Source organism: Psychrobacter sp. FME5, assembly GCF_014861375.1.
GTDB lineage: Bacteria > Pseudomonadota > Gammaproteobacteria > Pseudomonadales > Moraxellaceae > Psychrobacter.
The window spans coordinates 1-23,974 of record NZ_RRYX01000039.1; the positions used below are offsets into that span (position 1 = coordinate 1).

A 23,974-nucleotide genomic window follows, 5' to 3' on the forward strand; every position below is an offset into this window, starting at 1 on the left:
TCTATGTCAATTATGGCTATGTCTGATGCCAGCATACTTTTTAGAACACCACCGAATAGTGTTTTGGAATATGGCGCGCATAGACCACCCATAGCACAACTAGCGTTGCTAGCACAGAGACAATATTCACTGGCACCATAACCGCAGCATAACGTCCAAAACCAATATCAAAATAATTGGCACTGACGATATTCACCAGATTGGAGGTAACCAATGGCAGACTTGCGGTATCGGCAATAAAACCAGTCGCGATGATAAATGCCAAAGCTGATGGTGGTGAAAAATTAAGCCTTAGCAATATCGCAATGACAATCGGTGTCAATAATAATGCAGCACCATCATTGGCAAAAAATGCCGATATAAACGCGCCTAACATTACAACCATTGGAAATAGCAAACGCCCTTGACCATTACCAAGTTTGGCTACATGCAGTGCTGCCCAGCCAAAAAAACCCGCTTTATCTAAAACAAGCGAGATGATAATAAGCGCGACAAAGGTAAAGGTCGCGTCCCAGACAATGTCCCATACGACCCCAACATCAGATAATTGCACCACACCAAAAGCTAAAGCAACCAACGCGCCGCCTATTGCGCTCCAACCAATGCCTAGGCCCTTAGGCTGCCAAATAACCAAAGTTAGGGTCACAATAAAGATAATGAGTGCGAGCATGAATAACCTTAACGTTACTTAGGCAAACTTGATGCCATCTATTTGATCTAGCCCAGTTAACATAAAATAGCTAATATAGGCCAATGAAACAGCCTAGTAGTACAGAAGATTAAAGCGACTTTTGATTGACTCGCTGTGATATTTGTTCAGTATTTTCGACACGTTCTGAATAGCGATCAGTCAGATACGCTGATCGTCCGCGTGTGAGCCATGTAAACTTTACCAGCTCTTCGCAAACATCCACGAGACGCAGATATAAAGGTGACATATCCATGCGATTATCATCATTAAACTCTAAAAAGGCTTTTGGAATAGACGATTGATTGGGGATGGTAATCATCCGCATCCAGCGCCCAAGAATACGCAATTGATTGACGGTATTAAAGCTTTGACTACCGCCACTCACTTGCATCACTGCCAAAGTTTTGCCTTGGGTCGGACGTACGCCACCTAATGCTAGTGGAATCCAATCAATTTGCGCTTTCATAATACTGGTCATACTGCCATGACGTTCTGGACTCACCCACAGCATGCCTTCTGACCACTGCGCAAGTTCACGTAGCTCTTGTACTTTCGGATGCTCGACATCAGCGTCATCAGGTAATGGCAAACCGGATGGGTTGAACATCCTTACCTCACAGCCGTACCAACGCAATAGACGGCTTGCTTCTTCAGCCGCTAGCCTAGAAAATGAGCGTTCACGCAAAGAGCCGTATAACATCAATATTTTTGGTGGATGACGCGGGTCGTTTGTAGCAATCAAAGACTCAATATCAATAGGTTGAAACTTACTGAAATCAATATTGGGTAAATCATCAAAGTCAGAGGCTTGCTGATTTTCTTTAGCGCTTGGCATAGTGAATAACGTCTCCATTTTCTTTAGTAAAGCTGCTCACTGGATTGTCTAAAAGCTCAAACACTCGCTCTGTGGGTCGACATAATGCCGCGCCTTTATCCGTAACCACGACAGGACGGTTGATTAGAATAGGATGCGCAATCATAGTATCGATAATCACATCGTCAGACAGTGCCGGATTATCTAAGCCTAACTCATCATTAATGGCTTCTTTACTACGCAGCAATTCTCGCGGTGAGGTATTCATTTTTGCCAATAGCTCAACTAAGTAATCACGGCTTGGCGGCGTCTTAAGATATTCAATCACCTCTGGATTCTCACCTGAGGCTTGCATAATGGCTAAAGTATTTCTAGAAGTACCACATTTAGGGTTGTGGAAAATCAATGTTTTCATAGTAGGTTTACCTATTTATGAGTATATTTATCAAGTTAATTTTTAGCTTAACTTTGTCTGAATAATGATTCTAATGATTGTTTTTAATGGCTATTTTAATGAACATCTTAATTATCAGCTTTATTTATCTCACAACCACTTAAGCTGTCCATAAGCGACGCACATAATTCTGGATGTCCTGCACAGCAATCTTGCAGTAAAAACTGAATCACTGCCTGCATATGTGATAAGGAGGCTCGATAGATAATTTGGCGGCTGTGGCGCTTTGATGTCACCCAACCTGAACGTGCCAGTATCGCTAGATGCGCTGACATGGTGTTATGAGGCACAGACAGTTGGCGTGCTATTTCGCCCGCAGCTAAGCCTTCTGGCTCTTGATTAACCAGCAACCTAAACGCTTTTAGACGGGTATCTTGAGACAGCGCAGCAAAGCTGGCGATAGCAGTAGTTATTTCCATATGTCCAATAATACAGACAGGTCAAAATAATTCAAGATTTTTAGGCAAGTTTTTAGATAAATAACTCACTAAAAATCTATCTCGACTTCAATTAACCCTGTCAAAATACTAAAGCCGATATAAAAACTGCAATTGTGTCTTGCAAGATAGTTAAAATCAGCATAGGCTAATCTATTTCATTTTTATACTTATCTGCGCTTTTTGGTAATGGTTATTGTCAATTGCCACTTATATAACCATCCGCACTTTTTATATTCATACACACTCTAGTTTAGGAATCATTATGCTGTCACACTGGGTACGAGCCATCTTACAAGCCACCGTCTATGACGTTGCTATTCAAACACCACTTGAAGCGGCACCCAAGCTGACCCAGCGTTTTGCTAATGATATTCGATTTAAGCGTGAAGACTTGCAACCAGTCAAATCCTTTAAATTGCGCGGTGCTTATAACCGTATTAGCCAATTAAGCGATGAGCAAAAAGCACACGGCGTCATTTGCGCATCGGCGGGTAACCATGCACAAGGCGTTGCTTATTCTGCCCGTAAGCTTGCCATCAATAATATCATCGTCATGCCAACCACCACCCCAGATATCAAAGTCGATGCTGTAAGAGCGCTTGGCGGTAATGTCGATTTACATGGCGATAGTTTTGATGAAGCCAACCGCTATGCGATCAATCGCGCTGAGACCGAAGGCTTGACCTTTATTCCGCCTTATGACGATGAGCTGGTTATCGCGGGACAAGGCACTATCGGCCTTGAGCTGACCCAGCAGTGGCGTAATATGGATTATGTTTTCGTCGCTGTTGGCGGCGGTGGTCTGGTTTCTGGCGTGGCCGCATTCTTAGGTGAAGTGGCCCCGCATGTAAAAGTCATCGCGGTAGAAGCGGAGCAATCAGCGTCTCTTAAAGCCGCGCTTGCAGCAAATGAGCGCGTTAAGCTTGAGCAAGTCGGACTGTTCGTCGATGGTGTGGCCGTTGCTCAAATTGGCGAATTGCCTTTTGACATCGTGCGTATGCAAAAGAGTGACAAATCAGGCCCTGTCGTCGACCCTGAAGTCGTGACCTGCAGCAATGATGAAGTCTGCGCTGCCGTCAAAGATATTTTTGAAGAAAACCGCAGTATCGTCGAACCCGCTGGCGCATTACCCGTTGCTGGTATGAAAAAATACATCGAGGCCCATAACCTACAAGGCAAAAACTGCGTTGGTATCATTTGCGGTGCCAATATGAACTTTGACCGTCTGCGCTATATCGCTGAGCGTACTGAGATTGGTGAGAAAAAAGAAGCCATCTTTGGCGTCACTATTCCTGAGCAAACGGGTGCTTTCTTAAACTTCTGCCGTAGCCTACATGGGCGTAATATCACTGAGTTTAATTACCGTGCCGATAGCAAAAAGTCACCAGACTCCATGGAGCCTGCAGCGATTTTTGTTGGCATCGCGCTAAAAGAAGGCGATAAAGAGCGTCAAACCATTAGCAACCAATTGGCTGCTGATGGTTATGAAGCTCACGACCTAACCGATGATGATATCGCCAAGTCGCATATCCGTCATTTGATTGGCGGTCATGCCCATGTCGAAAACGAGCAATTATTAAGTGTCGTATTCCCAGAACGTCCTGGCGCACTACTGACATTCTTAGAAAAACTGGGTAATGATTTTAATATCACTTTGTTCCATTATCGTAATCATGGTGCTGCCGAAGGCCGTGTATTAGTTGGCCTGCAAGCTTCTGAGGGTAACTCTCGCCAATTACAAGACGCCCTACTCGATATTGGTTATGACTGTACCGCTGTCAATGACAATGTTGGCTATCAGCTATTTTTAAAATAAATAGCTATAAATTACCATCTATCAGTGCAGTTTTTTAATTTAGCCATTAAAAAACTGCGCTTGATGATTTAATAGTAACCTGGCCACCCTTTTAATTAGCAAAAAAAGCACCATTACTATTTTACTTTATTGATATTTATGAGGTTTTGATGAGTAAACACAATAAAAACCACAATCAACCCAGCCACAGCAAACCTGATTTGGTTCGCATGCGGCTTGATAAATGGTTATGGGCTGCACGCTTTTATCGCACTCGAACCCTTGCCAAAGAAGCCATTGAAAGCGGGCGAGTACATTATGCTGGTAGCCGCGTTAAGACCAGCAAAGAAATTATGGTTGGCGATGAGCTACAGATTCGTCAGGGCTCAGCTACGGCGATGACTGAAAAAACAGTGATTGTTGAGGCACTCACCGCACAACGTGGCAATGCGACCGCTGCCCAAGTTTTATATTCAGAGACTGAGGAAAGTGAAGAGCGACGCGCCTATTATGCCGAGCAACGTAAACTTGCCAATCTTGCCCGCCCTGATAATAAACCCAACAAAAAAGAGCGTCGTGATTTACAACGTTTTAAGAACAAGCAAGACTAAAAATATTAGGGTTTAACCTCATTTTTAAGAATATAGCTCTCAGCAGCGCCCTACGGTTTACTGGATTGAATGACCCAATTGTTTAGCCTCTACTCTTGCCATTCAAAGCATTAACCGTTACGCTGATAACTCATTAACTTACTCGATAACATGCTAATAAACCGCATTACCCATGCTGGTCTTGATAGCATGTTTTTTTGTTGTGATAAAAGGTCATTATATGCCAATCAAAGCGTCTACCCCCTCATCTGTGCTATTGGTTTGTTTGGGAAATATTTGCCGTTCACCGACCGCCGAAGAGATTTTTCGTCAGCAAGCAGCAATTGCAGGGCTGGCAATTAAGGTAGATTCTGCGGGTACTGGGGACTGGCATATTGGTCACGCACCCGATGAACGAGCACAGCGTCACGCTAAAGCCCACGGCTATAAAATTAATAAGCTGGTCGCACGGCAAGTAAGCGCCGATGATTTTCGTAATTTTAATTTAATCTTAGCTATGGATGCGCAAAACTTAGCCGACCTACAAGCCATTAAAGATGGCATGGCAGACACAGAAGATAATTTAGCCAAGTTAGCGTTATTCAGCGAAGAAGATCCTACCTACGGTGGCGACGATGTCCCAGACCCTTATACAGGCGATAGCGACGCATTTGAAGAAGTGATAGAACGTATCGAATCTAGTGCGCAAGCTTGGATTGAAAGCTGGAAAACTGCCTAGCAATAAAGCGCCATATTTCTGCTACTTTTATATCTAGCATCCTTTATAATGAACATCACATGATTTTTGTTTATCTGTCAGATTAGGCTATGTTATGACTTCAGCTTTGCGCCTTGATACCAGCACTCGACATGATTTACCAACTGATGACTTGCCAGTGGATTTATTAAACTGTCCAACAACTGATTTGTCATATAGCAATACCATGGCTTTAGCGTCTACTGCTGATTTGGTCGTGACATTGACGGATGAGGCGCAGCTCGATGCTTTTATGGCTAACTATGTAAAAGATACAACACCTAATAAGCCCTTGTTTGTGCTCTCTGGCGGCAGTAACGTGTTATTGCCGGCGCAATTAAATGCCATCGTATTACGTCCAAAAATGCGCGGTATCAATCTAACTGCGCAAACAGACAGTCATGTCGGTATTGAAGTGATGGCAGGTGAAAACTGGCATGATTTGGTGATGCATACCGTAGCTCAAGGTTGGTATGGACTTGAGAATCTTGCGCTGATACCCGGTTTAACAGGAGCAGCGCCTGTACAAAATATCGGTGCTTACGGTGTTCAATTAGAAGACTGCTTAGAATACGTGCGCGCCTATCATCTGCCTACTCAAACGTGGCATGAGCTAACAGCGGCTGACTGCGATTTTGGTTATCGTGATAGCGTTTTTAAACGCAATCCAAATATCTGGTTAATCAGTCGCGTGGGTTTCCGCCTACATACAGATGCGACAAAATTTTTAGCCAGCTACGGTGATGTACAAACAGTCGCCCAACGCTATGCAGCGGAGCAAGGTCGCAAGCAGCTTACGCCTTCTGATGTTATGCAAGCCATCATTGATATTCGCCAGCAAAAACTACCTGACCCTAAGCAGCTACCAAATTGCGGCAGCTTTTTTCAAAATCCTATCATCCCTCAAGCTCAATTTACGGCATTGCAAACACTCTACCCTGCTATCGTTGGTTATCCTATGCCTGATGCAATGATTAAAGTCGCTGCAGGCTGGCTAATTGAACAAGCCGGTCTAAAAGGTGGTGGCATAGCCCCAATTGTCACTCATAAGCAACAAGCATTAGTATTAACCAACCACACGCCTTATCAAGCCGTTCAAGAAGATGTGGCAGCCGCCCAAAAATTTATTGCTGATACTGTATACGATAAGTTTGCCATTCAATTGTCGCGTGAGCCCGTGTGGGTAAATGCTGACGGCTCTATTGGATATGAAGAGCATGTGGTCTAAGCGGTCATGGTCTAAGCGATTATGGCGCTCTTACTTACGTTCAGCTGAGCGCATGATGAAGTTGTTTCGTATTATTAATGCCACTTTTTTGCTTGGCTCAACGGCGGTTATTTTAGTACTCATCAGTTTATTTACACCGCTATTTTCGCAAGCAGTGGTTTATCTATTTACCCTTCTACCCTTACCAAACATGCCTTCTACCGCCATGAGTACACCGCCTACCGCTTATGTAGTATTAGGTGGCGGTCTGACCAATGATCATAACAATCAAATTATCCTAAATAGCTATAGTCTTAATCGCGCCCGTACCGCTGCTACCGCCTATCACGATCTACCCCTTCCTATCGTACTAAGCGGTGCTGAAGCGCCTTGGCTTGGTCAGTGGCTTATCGAACATGGCATTGATGGATTGATTAGCGAAAATGCCAGTATGAATACCTGCGAAAACGCGCGATTTACCGCCAAACGTACTCCCCTATATCATGTATATCTTATTACTGATAGCTATCATATGGCTCGTGCGCGCAGACAATTTGCCTTAAACGGTATCAACAGCACACCGATTAACGCTCCTTTACCGGTCAGGCGTGATTGGATGGAACCAGCGAAAAACTTGAGCCATTCACGGCGCGCAGTCTATGAGATCGCAGCTTACCTACGTGATGTGATACGTCCACAAACAAACTGTCGTCAAGCCAAAGACGTAACGTCGCAACAGCTGTTGACGCCTAGAGGTAACGCTGCGAAGACAGCTGATGACTAAATCTCAATATCAATCTAGTACAAACGTCATCACATAACTGTTTACGGCATTGCTTTCAATAGGACAGAACGTCCATTAAATGGAGTAATGGGTGTATAATACGCTAAGAAACTGCTATTAAAGAGATTTGCCATGCTCAGTATATTTTTATTAATTCCCTTAAGTCTCATGCTGTTTGTGGTTGCTATTTGGGCCGTACGTTATGCCGTTAAGTCAAATCAGTTTGAAGATCTAGACAATGCCTCTCAGCGCATCATATTGGACGATCGCCAAGAGCGTCGACAAACGATGCAAGCGCACCAGCACTCAACGCCTGATCAGCAAAGCAATGATGTAGTAGCGACTGACACAGCTCATGATGCAGCAGCTGATACTGATTCAGATACGAGCAAGCTCTCCGATAGTGACCATAACCCCAAAATCTAGCTTTGATTTTTAGACTCTTTAGGAGAAACATCCTATGACTATTGCTTTACTAGTTGCGGCATTACTGATGGGTTTTTTTGGTTCACCACACTGTTTGGGCATGTGTGGCGGTTTGGTGACCGCATTTGGACTGTCTATGAAAGATGTCAGTCCAACCAAGCGCCGTGCCTTGGTAGCGACTTATCATTTAGGCCGTTTGACCAGTTATGCATTGTTAGGTTTAATCGCTGGACTTGTTGGTACTACTGTACTAGCGCCATTAATGACGAGTAACAATATACCGCGTATCTTATTAGGCTTAGTACTGGTATTTGTTGGTGTAACCATGCTTGGCGCACCATTTTTAACTAAGCTTGAGCGTTTTGGCATGCGATTTTGGCAGTACCTTAGCCCCATTCGTCAAAAAGTATTTCCATTGAATACCTTTCCGCGTGCACTGTCTGCTGGTCTTTTATGGGGCTTTTTGCCTTGTGGCTTGGTATATGGCGCCCTACTGATTGCCGTGGTCGCTCACAACCCGTTAAGCGGTGCAGCATTGATGTTTGTCTTTGGTCTAGGCACCGTACCAATGCTGGTTGCTACTCACGAAACCGTTGGCTGGTTGCGCGATAAGATTGGACGTTTTCGCTTAAGACAGCTGAATGGCGCTATCATGGTGTTGTCTGGCTTGGCCGTTGTTTTTGTTCCTATCGCCATGTCCAGCATGCACGGCAGTCATGATGGTGGACACGGAGAGATGGATCACAGCAGCCATTCTGCTATGATATCTGACACAAATGATAGCGCGCACCACGATATGAGTGAAATGGATCACAGCATGCATAATATGGATGACGACGCAGCGACAATGGAACAACAGCACTAGTTTAATTGTCACTTATCTTTATTTGAAAAGATTTTTCTCAAAGAAAAAGCCCCCAACAAATCGTTGAGGGCTTTTTTAACGCCAAGTAGTTAAAGGCTTGCTACTGCTGCCACTGTTCAAGTTTAAATTTAGTATCTAAGTGCTTTTCTAACGCTGGTATATTAAAAGCATCATCTTCACTCACAAAGCTAATACTGACACCTGTTTGTCCAGCACGCCCTGTACGACCAATACGGTGCACATAATCATCTGGCTGATCAGGCAACGTATAGTTAATCACATGACTGATATCATCGACATGAATGCCGCGTCCTGCTACATCGGTTGCCACCAAAATAGAAGCATGGCCATCTTTAAAGCGTTGTAGATATTTTTCACGCTTTTGCTGAATCACATCGCCCGATAGCATGACGATTTTATGCGCTTGGCGAAGCTTATGATACAAGCGTTTGACTTGGTCTTTACGATTGGCAAAGACGATGACCTTTTCTACTGCGCTATCAGTGATGATACGCTCTAAAGCTTCTAGTTTCTGATTTTCAGTTAACAAATAGAAATGCTGATCAACCAGTTCACTGGTTTTATGTTCAGGCTCAATTTCGACAAACTGTGGTTCATGCAGCCAGCGATAGGCCAAATTCATCACATCTTGGTTAAAGGTCGCAGAAAACAATAAGCTTTGACGATCGGTATTGGCTGGCATGCGACCAACCAAACGCTTGATATCGGGGATAAAACCCATATCCAGCATGCGATCCGCTTCATCCAATACCAGCACCTCTACTCTATCTAGATAGACCATGCCTTTATTGGCAAGATCAATCAAACGACCAGGCGTCGCTACCAAAATATCGACATACTGACGCTCAAGCTCGTGCTGCTGGGTTTCATAATTGGTGCCACCCATGATGCAAACGCTATGTAGAGCAGTGTATTTGGTCAATTCGATGCAGTCGTCAAATATCTGCTGAGCAAGTTCACGAGTGGGCGCCATCACAACAGCACGTGGCTCACCTAAATAACGCTCTTCATCATTGCCAAACGGCCGCTTAAGCAAGGCCTCCATAATAGTCAATAAAAATGTTGCCGTTTTGCCAGTACCCGTTTGTGCCTGTCCAATGGCATCTTGATTTGCCAACGTATAGGGCAATATTTGTGCTTGAATAGGTGTTAATTCAGTAAAGCCTAAATCGCGCACTGCGCGTAAAGTCGCATCCGTTAGCGGTAAATCTGTAAACGTCGTAAAATTGCTCAAAAAAACATCCTTTTTGTATTAATCAATCATAGGTTATCAATCATGGACAGCTAGGCTGTCTGCATGACAGACGCTGCAAAAACTCACAGACTACAACCCTATTAAATCTATAGATAATGGGCAGACAAGTAGACATAAAAAAGTCAAGCCTAACGCCTGATCTCACAGATATGCTGGAGTTAACTCAACACGGGTGAGATAAGACGGGCTTGACTCAGTAGTATATCAGTAGTTTGGACAGACATTATAGCTAAACCGCTCTAATGACTGAGTTGATTACTCTTCTACTTTTTTGACTTCTTCAGCTTGAAGACCTTTATCGCCTTCTACTACACTGAATTCAACCTTTTCACCGTCCGCTAAAGAACGATAGCCATCACCTTGAATCGCGCGGAAATGGACAAAAATATCTTCTCCGCTGTCACGTTGAATGAAACCAAAACCTTTTGAGTCATTAAACCACTTAACGGTACCTTGCTCACGAGCTGACATAATATTACTTCCTAAAAAAGTTCGCCTAGTCCCAAATTCCTTTGCAACATTGCATATAAATGGGGTCTAAGATTATGAAATCAAAAAATTAAGAGTATTACAATAGTAGCTGCCACTTATGCATAGCATTTATAATAAATAACCCTATTTAAAAGCATAGTTAATGTTTTAAATATAGCCACTATAAACAAAGCCACTATAAACAAAGCCACTATCTTTACTATTAGCCTACTTTAGTAACAGCAACAAACTTGCAATAATTATTGCTTAAAAAATATCATAGCACGGGTTTTTAGCAACATAAAGACATTTAACACGATTTTTGATGATTAGGTGGGCTTTTTATGTAATTTTTTTATAACCAAGCCTGCAAGCTGTTATCATAAAGCAGTAATCTTAGCAGGACGCTACCACCCTGCTCTTCTGTAATTCTTACATCTAACGATAAATTATAAACGATCGATATCATTTAATAGCTATAGAGACCATTATGACAACCCCTTCTAAAGAGACCATTATGACAACCCCTTCTAAATCAACCACAGCATCTTGTGGCCAACATGCTGACAAAGTATTCAATAAAAAACTCTTATTGGTTAATGGGGTCAATTTGAACTTGCTGGGTAAACGCGAGCCTGAAATTTATGGTCATACAACCCTCGCTGATATCGAAAAACACTTGGTTGCGCGTGCAGCTCAGTATGGTATTGAATTAATATGCAGTCAATCCAATCATGAAGGCAAGCTGGTTGATGAGATTCAACATCATGGACTTTTAGCAGAAAAAGCGGCGCAAGTGGATGCGATTATTATCAACCCTGCGGCCTTTACCCACACCTCTGTCGCTATACGTGATGCGCTCTTGGCCACACAAAAACCCTTTATAGAAGTGCATTTATCCAATGTTCATACGCGTGAGCCTTTTCGTCATCATTCTTATTTGAGCGATGTCGCGGTTGGGGTTATTTGTGGATTGGGGCCGCTAGGTTACCAGATGGCATTGACCTATTGGCTCGACAATCTCTATGCTATAAAAACGATCGACTGACACTTAATCTTTGTTTTAAAACCGCCCTTAAACATTGGTAAAATAAGAAAAACACGGTTCACATATAGTAAGTTCAATATAAAAGCGGTACGGCGGCGGGACTGGTATACCTTTCTTTAAAATATAAGCTTTGCAGCCTTTGTCAGCGTAGACACAGCAAGCCAGAAAAATTTATACCAGTTCCGCGTCATATCATAACGCATCTGTTTTATTTAGAACCGACTATAGAACCGTTTTATTATCAACACATTAGCTAAACAGTATTTATTTGATTAAAACACTAGAATTACGGCTGAGCAAACAATCCACTATATGGTGACATGAATGGCAAAAACGTCTGGAAAGCGCTTTATGAAACTCGCTGGCATGACCGCAAGCATTGCTGGCAAAGCAGCTAAAAACTCATTTAAGCATCTCTCAAGTGACGAAGAAAAACGTCTGCAAGCGCGCTCAGAATTAATGCAAGACGTGGGTATCCAGATAGCCGAAACGCTTGGAGAAATGAAAGGTGCGGTGATGAAAGTGGGGCAAATTGCTTCACAGTATAAAGACGTCTTTCCACCTGAGGTTGCCACCGCTTTAGAGAAGCTACAAAAAGATGCGCCGCCCATGCCCTATGCGCAGATACGGGCGCAAATCGAGCGTGAACTTAACGCGCCTGTCAACGAATTGTTTGCTGAGTTTGAAGAAACCCCTTTTGCTGCCGCTTCTATTGGCCAAGTACACAAAGCCACACTGCCAACGGGACAAAAAGTGGTGGTCAAAGTCCAGTATCCTGACGTCGATGAGAACTGTGATAGTGATCTCAAGCAAGTACGTATGGCGCTAAAAATCGCTGGTGTACTTAATATGAGTAAACAGTTACAAGAGCAGCTGTTTAACGAGATTCGCCAAAGCTTGCACGATGAGCTGGACTATATTAAAGAAGCGCATAACTTGCGAGTGTTTGGGGCTTTTCATGCAGAAGATGAAGGACTTATCATTCCTAAAGTCGTTAGCAGCCATTCTTCCAAACGGGTTTTGACCTTGACCGAAGAGATGGGCGAAACGTTAGCAGTCGCAGCGACATGGGACAATGACATCAAACAAGAAATAGCAAAGCGACTGTTTCACTTTACTGCAGGACAGTTATTTGGCTTGTACCGTATGCATTGCGACCCACATCCTGGTAACTTTGCTTTTCGCAAAGATGGTAGCGTCGTGGCTTATGATTTTGGGGGTATTCGGAGTTATAGTGATAGCGAAGTTAAACTGTTCCGCCGTTTTGCCAAGCATGCTATTACAAGCGATACGACTGCCCTTGAACAAGACCTTGTTGCCTTAGACATTCGCCGTGACGATGATAAAAATATTCCGGGTGAGTTCTATGAAAAATGGCTCTCTATCGGCCTAAAGCCTCTCTCTATCCAGCCTTATCAAGAAGGCGCTTTTGATTTTGCTAGTAGTGAAGTCCATCACGAAGCCATCGCCCAAATGCGTACTTCGTTGAAGTACTTTGGACAGTTTCAGCCTTCTGCGACGACCATGATGTTAGATCGTACGGTATCAGGGCAGTACTGGAACTTGGTCAATTTAGGCGTTGAGATTGACCTATCACCACTCGTTGATGAATACATAGAGGTTTAATTCGAACGACAATTAAATGTGTAGGGCATGGCCACAACGATCACAAAACTCTGCCCCTACCGCATGTCCAAACTTACCACAATTTGGACAGGCTATCGGGTTCAGCTGCGGACGCATATTACGCGCTAATTCAGCCGTAAAAATACCCGTTGGTACGGCAATAATGGCATAACCGGTAATCATAACCATCGAAGCAATTGCTTGACCGATTGGCGTTTTTGGTGACATATCGCCATAACCAGTTGTGGTGACCGTCACCACCGCCCAATAAATGGATATCGGAATACTGGTAAAGCCATTTTCTGGCCCTTCGACCACGTAGACGACCGCACCAAAAATCGTCACCAATAGTACTAATGATAAGAAAAACACCGTAATTTTTTGCTGACTGGTTTTGAGCGCTGAGGCCAAAAAACCCGCTTGCTGCATGTAGGTGTTGAGCTTAAGCACACGAAACACACGTAAGATACGCAGTATGCGAATAACTAATAGATACTGTACGCCGCCGAATACTAGGCTCAAGTAGCTTGGCAGTACTGACAATAAATCTACTATCCCAAAAAAACTAAACACATAACGCAAACGGTTGGGTGCTGAAAACAACCGCAGAATATACTCCATCGTAAACAAGATGGTAAAAAACCATTCTGCATAGCGAAACAGTATGCCATATTGCAAACGCATATATAGCACACTATCCAGCATGACCACAGCCACACTGGCCAAAATCGCAATCAACAATACGATATCGAACAGTTTACCCAGACGGGTGTCTGTCCCTTCAATAATGATATGAATGCGGTTACGCAAATGGGTAATGGCTTCAGCGGTGGGTTGCTTCATAGAGTCAGTAACTTCATAATATCAATGGCTTGATAGCAACCAATGACTTAAAATGTGATAGATAAGGTCAAGTTAGTCAAAATACCTAAAACTGGTTTATAATATTGCTCACTTATCATTGTGAATACAATCTATAAGTTGCCACAGTGTAGCAAAAAAGCACTCTCAACAACATAAAAATCGTTAATGTATTAGTAGCTCTATTGCCTTAGACAAATAGAATTACCCTATTATAAAAATACTTTTTTTAAGCATAATAAATAAGACGCAGAATTTAAGGATATTATATGGCAGGCCATTCAAAATGGGCAAATATCAAACACCGCAAAGCCCGTCAGGATGCGGTAAAAGGCAAAGTATTTACCAAAATCATTCGTGAAATCGTTTCTGCAGCTAAGCAAGGTGACGCTGATCCTGACAAAAACCCACGACTGCGTGCCGTCATTGAAAAAGCACTATCAGCCAATATGACTCGAGATACCATCAATCGTGCCGTGGCTCGCGGTACTGGTGGCGATGACAATGAAAATATGGATGAAGTGAGCTATGAGGGCTATGGTGTGGGCGGTGTGGCTGTATTGGTCGAAACCTTGACTGATAATCTTAACCGTACCGTTAGTGAAGTGCGTCATGCGTTTACCAAAAACGAGGGCAACCTTGGTACCACAGGTTCGGTTGCCTATTTATTTACCAAACGTGGCGAAATCACTTTTCATGATGTGAGTCTAGAAGATGAAGTGATGCTGGCAGCGTTAGATGCAGGCGCGCTGGATATCGAAAACGATGGCGAAAGCCTACTCGTTATCACTGAATGGGAAAGCTTTGGTCAAGTCAAAGATGCGCTCAATGCGGCAGGACTAGTGTCTGATAACGCTGAAGTCACCATGTCTCCATCAACCAGCGCCGAAATCGATAATGTCGATGATGCCGAAAAAGTCATGAAAATGATTGATATGTTGGAAGATATCGATGACGTCCAAGAGGTTTATAGTAATGTGAACTTCTCTGCTGAGGTGATGGCTGAGCTTGAGCAATAACATCATCGCATAATCAACTATCAGTTGTTCAATAAAAAGCCAAACGTTTTTAGCGTTTGGCTTTTTTGTGTTTAGTAGCGCGTGATACGTGCTTAATTCACATTATGTTTTGCAACTGACCCCTTCAAGCGCTAACAAGTATTCTTTTTTATCTAGCCCGCCTGTATAACCACCCAGCTTACCATCGCTAGCAATGACGCGATGGCAGGGAATAATAATACTAAAAGGGTTTTTACCGTTGGCATTGGCCACCGCACGATAGCCTTTGGGACTACCTACGTTTTTTGCCAGTGTGGCATAACTGATCGTTTCACCGTGATTGATGTCTTGTAATGCGCGCCAGACTCGCTGCTGAAACTCAGTGCCCAGCGACAGATCTAATGGTAGGTCAAACGCTTGACGATCACCCTTAAAATACTCGTCTAATTGCTTTATAGTTTCTAGTAACAGAGCTTGAGCAGGGTCAATTTCACTTAGGCTATCTTTGTCAATAAAGGTAAAGTCCTGATCGACAAGGTTGTAATATTTTTTAAGTTTCGGAATAGATTTGGAGCTGTGCCAAGCGTTACCTGCCAGCAGCCAATTGGCTTCAACCAGTTTAGGACTACTATGCTCATTAACACTCGCAATTAACGTTAATTGGTGCAATCCAAAAGCTGCTGTGGTGACTATCATGGCTTTTCCTTCCAAATCGTTATACTTCCAAGACTTCTTCATCAACTAAAACAACCTATCGAGTGCTACTCTTTATCATCAGTCTCAAATAACGCTGCGACAAACTGCTTGGGACTAAAGGCGCGTAAATCATCAATTGACTCGCCAACACCAATATAACGAATCGGCACATCCGTCGTTTCAGCAATATTAAAGACCACGCCGCCTTTGGCAGTACCGTCCAATTTGGTAATGGTAATACCTGTCAATGGCACCACTTTATTGAATAGCTCCACTTGGTTAATCGCATTTTGACCCGTGCCCGCATCAAGGACAATCATCCCTTCATGCGGGGCGCTTGGATCCGCTTTACGCATCACACGCACCACTTTTTCAAGCTCTGCCATCAGGTGGGTTTTATTTTGCAAGCGCCCAGCCGTATCAGCAATCAATACATCGATATTTTTGGCCTTAGCAGATTGCATGGCATCAAAGATAACCGACGCACTATCAGAACCATGACCTTGCGCCACGACTGGAATACTATTACGTTCACCCCAAATTTGCAGCTGTTCAGTAGCCGCAGCACGGAAAGTATCACCAGCGGCCAGCATGACTGACTTGCCCTCACCTTGTAGGCGTTTGGCCAGTTTACCGATAGTGGTGGTTTTACCCACACCATTAACACCAACGACCAAAATAACAAAGGGTTTTTTGCTGCTATCAATGACCAGCGGCGCAACTTTTGGCGTTAAAATATCGACCAATTCAGTTTGTAGTGCCTTATACAGCGAGTGCGCATAAATCAAATCACCACGATTCGTCTGTTCGGTGAGGCTTTTGATAATACGGTTGGTGGCATTGACCCCGATATCAGCCACCAACAGCTGGTCTTCAACTTCTTCTAACAGCTCATCATCGATCTCTTTGCCACCAATCAAGATACTGACCATACCTTCGGCTAGGTTTTTACGTGACTTGCTCAGCCCCGTTTTCATGCGGTTAAACCAGCTGCCCTTTTTCGTATTGCCTTGAGCCTCTTGCAATTCTACTTCTGATTGCTGCTGAGTCGTCACTTCTGTACTGCTACTATCAGGGCTAACGTTTGGACTATCCCCCAGTTGCTCCTGCAATGGCATGGTTGGGATATTAGGAACGGCACTGGATTCGCTCGCCACATTTTTATCAGTTGCAGCGTTGTCAGTTGTTGAAGAAGCACTTGTGAAACTTTCTGAGGTGTTTTTAGCGCTACTTTGCTCGTCTGTCATGACAATAGGCGTACCCAAAGCGACACTTTCATCATTGGGTGCTTGGGTATTAGATACTTGAGTTTCTACAACCTCTTCCGACTCATCAATAATGGGCACAGATTGCGCCGGCAGACTGGGTAAGGTAATATCATCGTCATCTAAATCATCAAGGTCGCCATCAAGATTGATGACCACACGATTGTTATTATTTGGGTTATTCATAAGCTTGCCCTAAAAGTTATCACTATCAGTTATTTGTTTATTTTGAATGGCCTATATACCGTCATGTTTTTACTCTAGATATGACAGATAATTTTAGCCTAGTTTAGCATAATTCGAGTGGCGCTCAGCCCTTACCGTCTTAGACCATGGTCAAAAATTGCAACTTTAAAAGGCACGACAATAGACTGAGAAAGTTTCGCTTAAGATTTGGACACAAAAATCTGACCCTCTCCATGCTAGACTTCGCCTACTCTACCAAGTCTTACTCTAGGGTGTGTCTTCATTTTAAAATGATTATAAAAATGAGATAAGTTGCAGTCAAACGAGGAAGATAGCGTAAATAATATCGGGATATTAATCAGCTATTTGACGATGTTTGGCAAAATTTAGCCATTTTTAGCCCATTTAGATACAGTCGCTTGAATTGAGGACATGCCTTAGGGTTTGCTACTTATTCAACATCGCATATTCGACAATCACCGGTTAGGAGTTACTTATGTCATCACTATCTCATACTCGTAAAAAGTATAGTAAAAAGACCGTCAGTATCAGCGCAGCACTATTGTTAACCACGATGGTGCTATCAGCGACAGGCTGCAATACTACTCAAGAATTCAAGCCAACGGCCAGTGTGATGGTTGGGGCGCATAAATCTTTATAAAGCCAACTATCGTTAGCATTGATAGTTGATACATCAGTTTATGATTCGCCATTTTATGAGTCATCTGTTTACAAGTTGCCATCTTATATAAGTAGAACCTACCATGCCATTGTCTTTACCATTATTCATGCCTAACACTTCACTACGCATTGCCTGTACCCTAGCAATGGCCACCGCACTTGCTGCTTGTCAGACCAATACCATTGATTCTAATCAACGCTCGTCTGTTCAGAATCCAATGACTCCAAACACCTCAGAGCAAGATAAAGCAAGTCAAAATCAAGCGACCGCAGACACTCAGCAATCAGCATTGACCATGGATATGTCGGGTCGACATGAATATCAGCTAGAAAACGGTCTAAAGGTAGTGGTAAAAGAAGACCATCGTGCACCAGTAGCGATGACCCAGATTTGGTATCGAGTTGGTTCAGCAGATGAGCCCGTTGATAAAGGCGGCATCTCGCATTTGCTTGAGCATATGATGTTTAAAGGCACCAGCAATGTTTCAAGCGCGGATTATGAACGCTTGATTGCCAAATTTGGTGGGGTCAACAACGCCTTTACCAGCTACGATTATACAGGCTACTATGAGCTGTTCCCTGCCAATCGCTTTCCTTTAGCATTAGAGCTCGAAGCGGATCGCATGAAAAACTTAGTATTTGATGAAAAAGAATTCGTCAAAGAGCACCAAGTGGTCATGGAAGAACGTCGTCAGCGTACCGATGACAATCCACTTGCCAAAGCTTACGAATCATTCCGCTTACTCGCATTGCCTGATAGCCCTAAAGGTGAGTCAGTTATTGGCCCAATGAACGAGCTTGAATCAATAACACTGCCAGAACTAAAGGACTGGTACCAGCAATGGTACGCGCCAAACAATGCAACCTTAGTTATCGTAGGCGACGTTGAGCCGACAGAGGTATTAACTCAGGTCAAACGCTACTTTGGTGAGCTCAAAAAAAGCAATCTACCCAAGCGCCCTGCCATCAGTCAAAAAGGCTTCCGTGGCTATCAACAAACTGACTCCGAGCAAGCGGTGCAAGTGCCGGTTTTATTAATGGGTTATAACGTCCCCAGTCTCGTCACTGCTGGTGCAAAGGATGAAAAGCAAGCATATGCGCTGTCATTAGCCCAAGATGTATTAGATGGCGGCCTGTCCGCACGCCTCGAGAGTCGGTTGATACGTGAGCAAGGAGTGCTGACTACGGTAGGCACGTCTTATGATTTGCTGGATCGCGGCGACGGGCTGTTTTTGATACAGGCGACACCGCGTGAAGGCGTGAGCTTAGATCAAGCACAGCAAGCCATCATTGCTGAAATAGAAAAGCTCAAAACCGACCCGATTGCCGCTGATGAAATCGAGCGTGCCAAAACCAATACGGTGACGGGGCTTGTCTATGCGCAAGACAGTATGGAGGGTCAGGCACGTATGATTGGCTCGTTACAATCTATCGGTCTAGATGACAGACTGCTTGCTGAGTTACCAGCTAGGCTTGATAATGTAACGATTGCTGATATAAAAGCGGCCAGCAAAAAATATTTAGTAAAGGATAATTTGACGGTGATGCATATCGTGCCGCCTAAAGATAAAGCAGAAACAAAGAAAAAATAGCGCGGTGTGTTTCATTTATTTAATGCAAAAATTTTTCATAAAGCCTTTATTAATAAGAAGAAAACCATGACCCAAAATACTACTTTCAACATTAACAAAACGACTAAAAAGAAGACTGTTTTGCTGTCATCAATGAAACTATCAATGAAAACAAAGTTTAAGCAGCTACCCAGTTTGAGTATGGGCTTATTTTTAGGGCTGACCACATTGAGCATAACGGCTCACGCAGATATAGCTGATGCTGAAGACTCTCGCTCTCAGGCAGCCACAGTCGATACCAGTGCACCAATCGCAGCACTGTCAAAGCTGACCAGCCTAGATGATGCCAAGCCTCTAAAGGTTACAGTACCAAAGATTCAGCAGTTTAAAACCAAAGCAGGTGTGCCTGTACTTTTTGTACCGACGACCGCATTACCGATCGTCGATATTGATTTGCGCTTTAATGCTGGTAGTGCTCGCGATAGCAGTATAAAGCAGGATGGTTTTGGCATTGCCAATATGACCGCAACCATGCTTGAACAAGGCTCCAAGCGTTTAGATGAAAATGAATTCACGCGTGCGGTTGAAACCTTGGGCGTTAATTTAAGCAGTAGTGCTTATAAAGATATGTTTATGGTCTCGCTGCGCAGTTTGTCTGATGATAAGCATCTACTACCTGCCAGTGACTTAATGACTCAGATGATCACTGAGCCAAGCTTTGACGAGCAAATTTTAGCCCGTAACAAGGCACGCTTACTAGTCGGTTTGCAACAGCAAAAACAAGATCCTAACAGCCTTGCCAGTATTGCATTTAGTCAGGCACTGTACGGTGAGCATCCTTACGCCCATCCATCGGTTGGTACGCTTGAAACAGTCCCTACTATTGAAAAAAAACAGCTGGTAGATTTTAAAAACCGCTATTTAGTCGCGGCAAATGCCTCTGTTGCCATGACAGGCAACCTAACCTTAGAACAAGCCAAAAAACTGGCTGAAAGTATCACGGCTAAATTACCTACTGGCCAGCCCGCCGCTGAGCTACCTGAGCCAAAATCCCTGAGTACATCAAAGCATATTCACATACCATTTCCCAGTACTCAGACCACCGTACTCATGGGGCAGTTAGGTAGTAAGCGCGCCACCAACCCAAAAGACCAACAGCAGCAAACCAATTTTGCTGTCGGTAACGAAGTCATGGCTGGGGGAGATTTTAATGCACGACTAATGACGGAAATCAGGCAAAACCTTGGCTATACTTATGGCATATCAGGCTCGATGAACCCGATGCTGGCGCGTGGACCTTATCAAATTGGGTTTTCAACTCGTAATGACAAGGCTCGTGCTGCGATTGATGCCAGCCTAGATGTCATTAATGAAACTTTAGACACAGGTATCACTAGCGATGAGATGCAACTGACAACAGATAATCTCAAAAATAGCTTCCCAATGGGTTTTGCGAGCAATGCGGGAATTAATGGCTTACTCGGTATGATGAATTTTTATCAACTGCCGAACAGTTATTTGTCAGATTATGTCAATCGTATTGACCAAGTTAAGCTCTCTGAAGTCAACCAAACAATGCGTAGTACCCTACAGCCTGATGATTTTTTAATTGTCACTGTTGGTCAAGACGATCCTTGGAAAGATAAAAAGACCAGTAACTAACTATAGATAATTCGCTTTAAAATGACTATATAAAAAAGGATGGGCGATGCTATTAACATCGCCCATCCTTTTTTTTGTTTTATCGAAAAACAAAATATTTAATTGGAAACAGTCACTGCCACGTCATACACAAAATGTTCAGGCTTATAAGTTGCCCCATTATAGGACAATCGGACCACGTGCTTGTCATAAGAGCTGACCTGATAATCCCCGTTAGCAAAGTCGTGCAGCGTTGGCACTATTAGTAATGCTTCGATTTGACTGTCGTTAGTACTCACCGAAATATGCTGACCATTTCGCGGGTATAAAAAATAATCACAGTGATTATCCACCATCACTTCTTCGGTACGCTCAATAACCTGACTGTCTATTTCTTCTTGTATCAATTTTGGACAAATATTGGAGCGTTTTGATGCCAGACGCGCATAAGAGTTCTTAATATTGTTTTGAATATCTTTGGCATCTTGCAAATTTTTATCCGAGCCAGAGTCAGATTGTTCTGCCGCTATTGAGCTGTCATCAGAAAATGTGTCTGGGCTGCAAGCACTAATCAGCACTAAAGAGAAAAAACCTGCAGCAAATAAAGCCACGTACGTATTGTTTGATTGCAAAAACGTTTTTTTTGATTTATTAGACCGATTATTTTTTGTATACCGCTGTTTCATAAACCTTACTTACCATAAGTGCTATTTTAAGCCATGTATCACTTTTTATAACCTTGTGATTGACCTCATAGGCATATTATAACGCTTCTAACCCTCTTTTATGACTCTTAGCCAGTATTTATTTACCCTTCTGATAGTTTCAACTTATACTATTCACCAAAATTAGAGTAGCAAGGAAAACGAATGCAAGTACTACACACTGTAGACTAAACGAGCTTGACACAGCTAATCGTACTTTTTGGGTTTCAATTCATTTAATAACGGCAGGAGGAACTGCTACTGGCATGGTTAAAACCCCATTTACGATAGCCTTCGGTATCGAGATGAATCGCGCCTGTAGAGTATAAACCTAAGCCGAAATCATGAGATTGTCCCTGATATTGCCAAAACTGGCATAGGCCATCCTGCATAGTACTAAGCTGCCATGGGCTACCTTCATAATCAGGTACCCAAATATCCATAGCCCCTGCGGTCATATGTTTACTAGCGCTGGCGCCGCCTGCACAGTCATTTAATCCTGGACTACGATATACCGAACGTATCTCGGTGCTCGCTGGCAAAACTCCTTGGCTTTTTAACTCACTGTATAAACGCAATGTTGGCACAATATTCGCCCATAGCTCCTGCGGGGGCAGCTGATACGGCTCATAACCGCACTTACTCCAGCTACGAGCAGTAGTCAGTAGCTGAGACAATGGCGGCACATTTTGCGCACCAACTCGTGAGCCAAGATAACGCTTATAATCGTTTACCTGCCTCGCACGGTAACTATTACTATTCAGCCATGCATTAAAATTCATATTGGTAAAGTCGTTACTACTAGTGCTATAAGTCGTGTTATGGCGTGGTGTGCCTTTATTGGTATTGACTCGCTTGTTCTCTTCTATCGATAAGCTGGCATCGAATTCAAACTCACGCTGTTTTTGTTGAATAAGTCCTTGCATACTATCGCCACTTACTCTATCTGCTCCACTCAACATAGTTACACCACCGCTGTAGCCACCTTTTTGATTAGCATTACTGCGGGCAGAAGGCGAGATATAGGCGTTAGAACTATCACTATCAGCGCTGCTGCCATGGCGAATTTGGATACGGCGCTCACTATTGTCGCTTATAATCGCGGCATGGGCAGAGATGCTACTGGCACAAATAAATAAAGCGATGACAGGCTTGTGCATTTGCTTATAAATAGGTTTTTTTGTATTTATCATTGCAAGAAACTACCGCTAAAAACGTTTTATCGATACTATCAAATTTTAAGCAAGCACGCTAAACTATCGCAACGAATCAGTAGCGGCATATTCGTAATTAACACTTATCCTTATAGTTTTTATAATTACGTGACTTTATTACCAGCAAGTTACTTTATTCTCTATTATCTGGTTGAGTGAACACTTTATAATCACTGATTATCCACTTGTTACTTATCAAACAAGATTTTTCTTTCACGCCAATGGTCAGTCACACTTTGCCTATGTCTTCGAATCTACAGTACCGTTTTTCACGTCAGAGCCATCATTTAGGTCAAGGTCATGCACCAACGCTATGGCAGCGCATTCATATCGATCCATGGTTGACTCTCCTGCTGCTGACGGTTTGCTGTATTGGTTTGACGATTTTGTATAGTGCTGCAAGTCAAGATGTGGGCATGGTCATACGCCAAATGGTCAGTTATGGCGTAGCTTTTACCGTTATGTTCGCTATGGCACAGATACCGCCTAGTATTTATCGTGTTTTTACGCCCATATTTTATGTGCTTGGATTAATTTTATTGGTGTTGGTCGATATCATTGGTGAGGTACGCATGGGCGCTCAGCGCTGGATTGAATTACCAGGATTTGGTAGCGTGCAACCCTCAGAATTCATGAAACTTGGCATGCCCATGATGTGTGCTTGGTTTTTGTCCAAACGTGACCTGCCGCCGTCTGCTTCTAGTATTGTTATAACCTTGGCATTAATCATCGTCCCCGTGTTATTGATTGCTAAAGAGCCTGATCTTGGTACATCGTTATTGGTAGCAGCAAGCGGTATTTTTGTACTGTTTTTAGCAGGTCTATCATGGCGCTTGATTTCAGCTGCCGCCATCCTAGCAGTACCTCTTCTCGCCATCGTCTGGAATTTTCTATTGCATGACTATCAGCGGAC

Annotated in this window: 24 protein-coding genes and 1 pseudogene; 14 read left to right on the top strand and 11 right to left on the bottom strand. The window is 43.3% G+C overall.

Features of this window, described 5'->3' with window-relative positions; all coding sequences use genetic code 11:
- Positions 1 to 49: 49 nt before the first annotated feature.
- The 4 genes and pseudogenes from EI161_RS07105 to EI161_RS07120 form a co-directional block, all read right to left on the bottom strand.
- Positions 50 to 670: pseudogene (locus EI161_RS07105) on the bottom strand (ArsB/NhaD family transporter); the annotation flags it as partial.
- Positions 671 to 779: 109 nt separating this feature from the next.
- Positions 780 to 1,526, bottom strand: a complete 747-nt coding sequence (gene arsH / locus EI161_RS07110) for an arsenical resistance protein ArsH (protein WP_192529293.1) — start codon at positions 1,524 to 1,526, stop codon at positions 780 to 782.
- Positions 1,513 to 1,920, bottom strand: coding sequence for an arsenate reductase (glutaredoxin) (arsC, locus tag EI161_RS07115; protein ID WP_192529294.1), 408 nt, complete (start codon positions 1,918 to 1,920; stop codon positions 1,513 to 1,515). Before arsC ends, arsH begins: the two co-directional genes overlap by 14 nt.
- A 107-nt stretch (positions 1,921 to 2,027) precedes the next feature.
- On the bottom strand, positions 2,028 to 2,378 hold the full coding sequence (locus EI161_RS07120; protein WP_192524355.1) for an ArsR/SmtB family transcription factor: 351 nt from the start codon (positions 2,376 to 2,378) through the stop codon (positions 2,028 to 2,030).
- Positions 2,379 to 2,661: 283 nt separating this feature from the next.
- On the opposite strand from EI161_RS07120, the gene ilvA reads away from it, so the two are divergent.
- The 7 genes from ilvA (at position 2,662) to EI161_RS07155 (ending at position 8,823) form a co-directional block, all read left to right on the top strand.
- Positions 2,662 to 4,215, top strand: a complete 1,554-nt coding sequence (gene ilvA, locus EI161_RS07125) for a threonine ammonia-lyase, biosynthetic (RefSeq protein WP_192524354.1) — start codon at positions 2,662 to 2,664, stop codon at positions 4,213 to 4,215.
- A 149-nt stretch (positions 4,216 to 4,364) separates the two neighbouring features.
- On the top strand, positions 4,365 to 4,805 hold the full coding sequence (locus EI161_RS07130) for an RNA-binding S4 domain-containing protein (RefSeq protein ID WP_192524073.1): 441 nt from the start codon (positions 4,365 to 4,367) through the stop codon (positions 4,803 to 4,805).
- A 220-nt stretch (positions 4,806 to 5,025) separates the two neighbouring features.
- Positions 5,026 to 5,523 carry a low molecular weight protein-tyrosine-phosphatase gene (locus EI161_RS07135; protein ID WP_192524072.1) on the top strand — a complete coding sequence of 166 codons (498 nt, stop codon included), beginning with the start codon at positions 5,026 to 5,028 and terminating at the stop codon, positions 5,521 to 5,523.
- Positions 5,524 to 5,617: 94 nt separating this feature from the next.
- Positions 5,618 to 6,769, top strand: a complete 1,152-nt coding sequence (murB, locus tag EI161_RS07140) for a UDP-N-acetylmuramate dehydrogenase (RefSeq protein ID WP_192529295.1) — start codon at positions 5,618 to 5,620, stop codon at positions 6,767 to 6,769.
- The gene (locus EI161_RS07145) at positions 6,759 to 7,532 is read left to right on the top strand and encodes a YdcF family protein (RefSeq protein ID WP_192529296.1); all 774 of its coding nucleotides are present in this window, start codon (positions 6,759 to 6,761) and stop codon (positions 7,530 to 7,532) included. Before murB ends, EI161_RS07145 begins: the two co-directional genes overlap by 11 nt.
- A gap of 132 nt (positions 7,533 to 7,664) precedes the next feature.
- Positions 7,665 to 7,958 carry a cbb3-type cytochrome oxidase assembly protein CcoS gene (gene ccoS, locus EI161_RS07150; RefSeq protein ID WP_192529297.1) on the top strand — a complete coding sequence of 98 codons (294 nt, stop codon included), beginning with the start codon at positions 7,665 to 7,667 and terminating at the stop codon, positions 7,956 to 7,958.
- Positions 7,959 to 7,992: 34 nt separating this feature from the next.
- The gene (locus EI161_RS07155) at positions 7,993 to 8,823 is read left to right on the top strand and encodes a sulfite exporter TauE/SafE family protein (RefSeq protein WP_192524068.1); all 831 of its coding nucleotides are present in this window, start codon (positions 7,993 to 7,995) and stop codon (positions 8,821 to 8,823) included.
- A gap of 100 nt (positions 8,824 to 8,923) precedes the next feature.
- Here EI161_RS07155 and EI161_RS07160 read toward each other — a convergent pair whose 3' ends face one another.
- Both EI161_RS07160 and EI161_RS07165 read right to left on the bottom strand, forming a co-directional pair.
- Positions 8,924 to 10,078 (bottom strand): DEAD/DEAH box helicase, encoded by a 1,155-nt coding sequence (locus EI161_RS07160; protein WP_192524067.1) that lies wholly within the window; start codon positions 10,076 to 10,078, stop codon positions 8,924 to 8,926.
- A gap of 276 nt (positions 10,079 to 10,354) precedes the next feature.
- Entirely contained in the window at positions 10,355 to 10,570 is a 216-nt protein-coding gene (locus tag EI161_RS07165; protein WP_192524066.1) for a cold-shock protein, read from the bottom strand.
- 517 nt (positions 10,571 to 11,087) lie between these two features.
- Between EI161_RS07165 and aroQ the strand changes: the two genes are divergently transcribed.
- Together aroQ and EI161_RS07175 are read left to right on the top strand one after the other, a co-directional pair.
- Positions 11,088 to 11,618, top strand: a complete 531-nt coding sequence (gene aroQ, locus EI161_RS07170) for a type II 3-dehydroquinate dehydratase (protein ID WP_192524065.1) — start codon at positions 11,088 to 11,090, stop codon at positions 11,616 to 11,618.
- A 324-nt stretch (positions 11,619 to 11,942) separates the two neighbouring features.
- Complete coding sequence (locus EI161_RS07175; protein ID WP_192529298.1) at positions 11,943 to 13,244, top strand: ABC1 kinase family protein; 1,302 nt, start codon at positions 11,943 to 11,945, stop codon at positions 13,242 to 13,244.
- A 12-nt stretch (positions 13,245 to 13,256) separates the two neighbouring features.
- Here EI161_RS07175 and EI161_RS07180 read toward each other — a convergent pair whose 3' ends face one another.
- Positions 13,257 to 14,087, bottom strand: coding sequence for an ion transporter (locus tag EI161_RS07180; RefSeq protein WP_192524063.1), 831 nt, complete (start codon positions 14,085 to 14,087; stop codon positions 13,257 to 13,259).
- Positions 14,088 to 14,374: 287 nt separating this feature from the next.
- On the opposite strand from EI161_RS07180, the gene EI161_RS07185 reads away from it, so the two are divergent.
- The gene (locus EI161_RS07185; RefSeq protein WP_192529299.1) at positions 14,375 to 15,124 is read left to right on the top strand and encodes a YebC/PmpR family DNA-binding transcriptional regulator; all 750 of its coding nucleotides are present in this window, start codon (positions 14,375 to 14,377) and stop codon (positions 15,122 to 15,124) included.
- Between the two features lie 102 nt (positions 15,125 to 15,226).
- Here EI161_RS07185 and EI161_RS07190 read toward each other — a convergent pair whose 3' ends face one another.
- Both EI161_RS07190 and ftsY read right to left on the bottom strand, forming a co-directional pair.
- On the bottom strand, positions 15,227 to 15,799 hold the full coding sequence (locus tag EI161_RS07190; protein ID WP_192529300.1) for a methylated-DNA--[protein]-cysteine S-methyltransferase: 573 nt from the start codon (positions 15,797 to 15,799) through the stop codon (positions 15,227 to 15,229).
- A gap of 65 nt (positions 15,800 to 15,864) precedes the next feature.
- The gene (gene ftsY / locus EI161_RS07195) at positions 15,865 to 17,250 is read right to left on the bottom strand and encodes a signal recognition particle-docking protein FtsY (protein ID WP_225735267.1); all 1,386 of its coding nucleotides are present in this window, start codon (positions 17,248 to 17,250) and stop codon (positions 15,865 to 15,867) included.
- Between the two features lie 496 nt (positions 17,251 to 17,746).
- On the opposite strand from ftsY, the gene EI161_RS07200 reads away from it, so the two are divergent.
- From EI161_RS07200 to EI161_RS07210, 3 genes are all read left to right on the top strand, one after another.
- On the top strand, positions 17,747 to 17,911 hold the full coding sequence (locus EI161_RS07200; RefSeq protein ID WP_192524060.1) for a hypothetical protein: 165 nt from the start codon (positions 17,747 to 17,749) through the stop codon (positions 17,909 to 17,911).
- A gap of 103 nt (positions 17,912 to 18,014) precedes the next feature.
- Entirely contained in the window at positions 18,015 to 19,523 is a 1,509-nt protein-coding gene (locus EI161_RS07205; RefSeq protein WP_192524059.1) for a M16 family metallopeptidase, read from the top strand.
- Positions 19,524 to 19,667: 144 nt separating this feature from the next.
- Positions 19,668 to 21,164 carry a M16 family metallopeptidase gene (locus EI161_RS07210; protein WP_225735268.1) on the top strand — a complete coding sequence of 499 codons (1,497 nt, stop codon included), beginning with the start codon at positions 19,668 to 19,670 and terminating at the stop codon, positions 21,162 to 21,164.
- A 98-nt stretch (positions 21,165 to 21,262) separates the two neighbouring features.
- Here EI161_RS07210 and EI161_RS07215 read toward each other — a convergent pair whose 3' ends face one another.
- Positions 21,263 to 21,754: a hypothetical protein gene (locus EI161_RS07215; protein WP_192524057.1), complete on the bottom strand. Its 492-nt coding sequence runs from the start codon at positions 21,752 to 21,754 to the stop codon at positions 21,263 to 21,265.
- Between the two features lie 329 nt (positions 21,755 to 22,083).
- Positions 22,084 to 23,040, bottom strand: coding sequence for a D-Ala-D-Ala carboxypeptidase family metallohydrolase (locus tag EI161_RS07220; RefSeq protein WP_192529302.1), 957 nt, complete (start codon positions 23,038 to 23,040; stop codon positions 22,084 to 22,086).
- A 263-nt stretch (positions 23,041 to 23,303) separates the two neighbouring features.
- On the opposite strand from EI161_RS07220, the gene EI161_RS07225 reads away from it, so the two are divergent.
- The coding region (locus EI161_RS07225; RefSeq protein ID WP_192529303.1) for an FtsW/RodA/SpoVE family cell cycle protein at positions 23,304 to 23,974 on the top strand (671 nt) is incomplete at its 3' end.

What these genes read in the sequence shown, in the direction of transcription:
- arsH (WP_192529293.1), bottom strand. Translation starts at nt 1,526, where the DNA reads ATGCCAAGCGCTAAAGAAAATCAGCAAGCCTCTGACTTTGATGATTTA.
- arsC (WP_192529294.1), bottom strand. Translation starts at nt 1,920, where the DNA reads ATGAAAACATTGATTTTCCACAACCCTAAATGTGGTACTTCTAGAAAT.
- EI161_RS07120 (WP_192524355.1), bottom strand. Translation starts at nt 2,378, where the DNA reads ATGGAAATAACTACTGCTATCGCCAGCTTTGCTGCGCTGTCTCAAGAT.
- ilvA (WP_192524354.1), top strand. Translation starts at nt 2,662, where the DNA reads ATGCTGTCACACTGGGTACGAGCCATCTTACAAGCCACCGTCTATGAC.
- EI161_RS07130 (WP_192524073.1), top strand. Translation starts at nt 4,365, where the DNA reads ATGAGTAAACACAATAAAAACCACAATCAACCCAGCCACAGCAAACCT.
- EI161_RS07135 (WP_192524072.1), top strand. Translation starts at nt 5,026, where the DNA reads ATGCCAATCAAAGCGTCTACCCCCTCATCTGTGCTATTGGTTTGTTTG.
- murB (WP_192529295.1), top strand. Translation starts at nt 5,618, where the DNA reads ATGACTTCAGCTTTGCGCCTTGATACCAGCACTCGACATGATTTACCA.
- EI161_RS07145 (WP_192529296.1), top strand. Translation starts at nt 6,759, where the DNA reads ATGTGGTCTAAGCGGTCATGGTCTAAGCGATTATGGCGCTCTTACTTA.
- ccoS (WP_192529297.1), top strand. Translation starts at nt 7,665, where the DNA reads ATGCTCAGTATATTTTTATTAATTCCCTTAAGTCTCATGCTGTTTGTG.
- EI161_RS07155 (WP_192524068.1), top strand. Translation starts at nt 7,993, where the DNA reads ATGACTATTGCTTTACTAGTTGCGGCATTACTGATGGGTTTTTTTGGT.
- EI161_RS07165 (WP_192524066.1), bottom strand. Translation starts at nt 10,570, where the DNA reads ATGTCAGCTCGTGAGCAAGGTACCGTTAAGTGGTTTAATGACTCAAAA.
- aroQ (WP_192524065.1), top strand. Translation starts at nt 11,088, where the DNA reads ATGACAACCCCTTCTAAATCAACCACAGCATCTTGTGGCCAACATGCT.
- EI161_RS07175 (WP_192529298.1), top strand. Translation starts at nt 11,943, where the DNA reads ATGGCAAAAACGTCTGGAAAGCGCTTTATGAAACTCGCTGGCATGACC.
- EI161_RS07180 (WP_192524063.1), bottom strand. Translation starts at nt 14,087, where the DNA reads ATGAAGCAACCCACCGCTGAAGCCATTACCCATTTGCGTAACCGCATT.
- EI161_RS07185 (WP_192529299.1), top strand. Translation starts at nt 14,375, where the DNA reads ATGGCAGGCCATTCAAAATGGGCAAATATCAAACACCGCAAAGCCCGT.
- EI161_RS07190 (WP_192529300.1), bottom strand. Translation starts at nt 15,799, where the DNA reads ATGATAGTCACCACAGCAGCTTTTGGATTGCACCAATTAACGTTAATT.
- ftsY (WP_225735267.1), bottom strand. Translation starts at nt 17,250, where the DNA reads ATGAATAACCCAAATAATAACAATCGTGTGGTCATCAATCTTGATGGC.
- EI161_RS07200 (WP_192524060.1), top strand. Translation starts at nt 17,747, where the DNA reads ATGTCATCACTATCTCATACTCGTAAAAAGTATAGTAAAAAGACCGTC.
- EI161_RS07205 (WP_192524059.1), top strand. Translation starts at nt 18,015, where the DNA reads ATGCCATTGTCTTTACCATTATTCATGCCTAACACTTCACTACGCATT.
- EI161_RS07210 (WP_225735268.1), top strand. Translation starts at nt 19,668, where the DNA reads ATGAAAACAAAGTTTAAGCAGCTACCCAGTTTGAGTATGGGCTTATTT.
- EI161_RS07220 (WP_192529302.1), bottom strand. Translation starts at nt 23,040, where the DNA reads ATGATAAATACAAAAAAACCTATTTATAAGCAAATGCACAAGCCTGTC.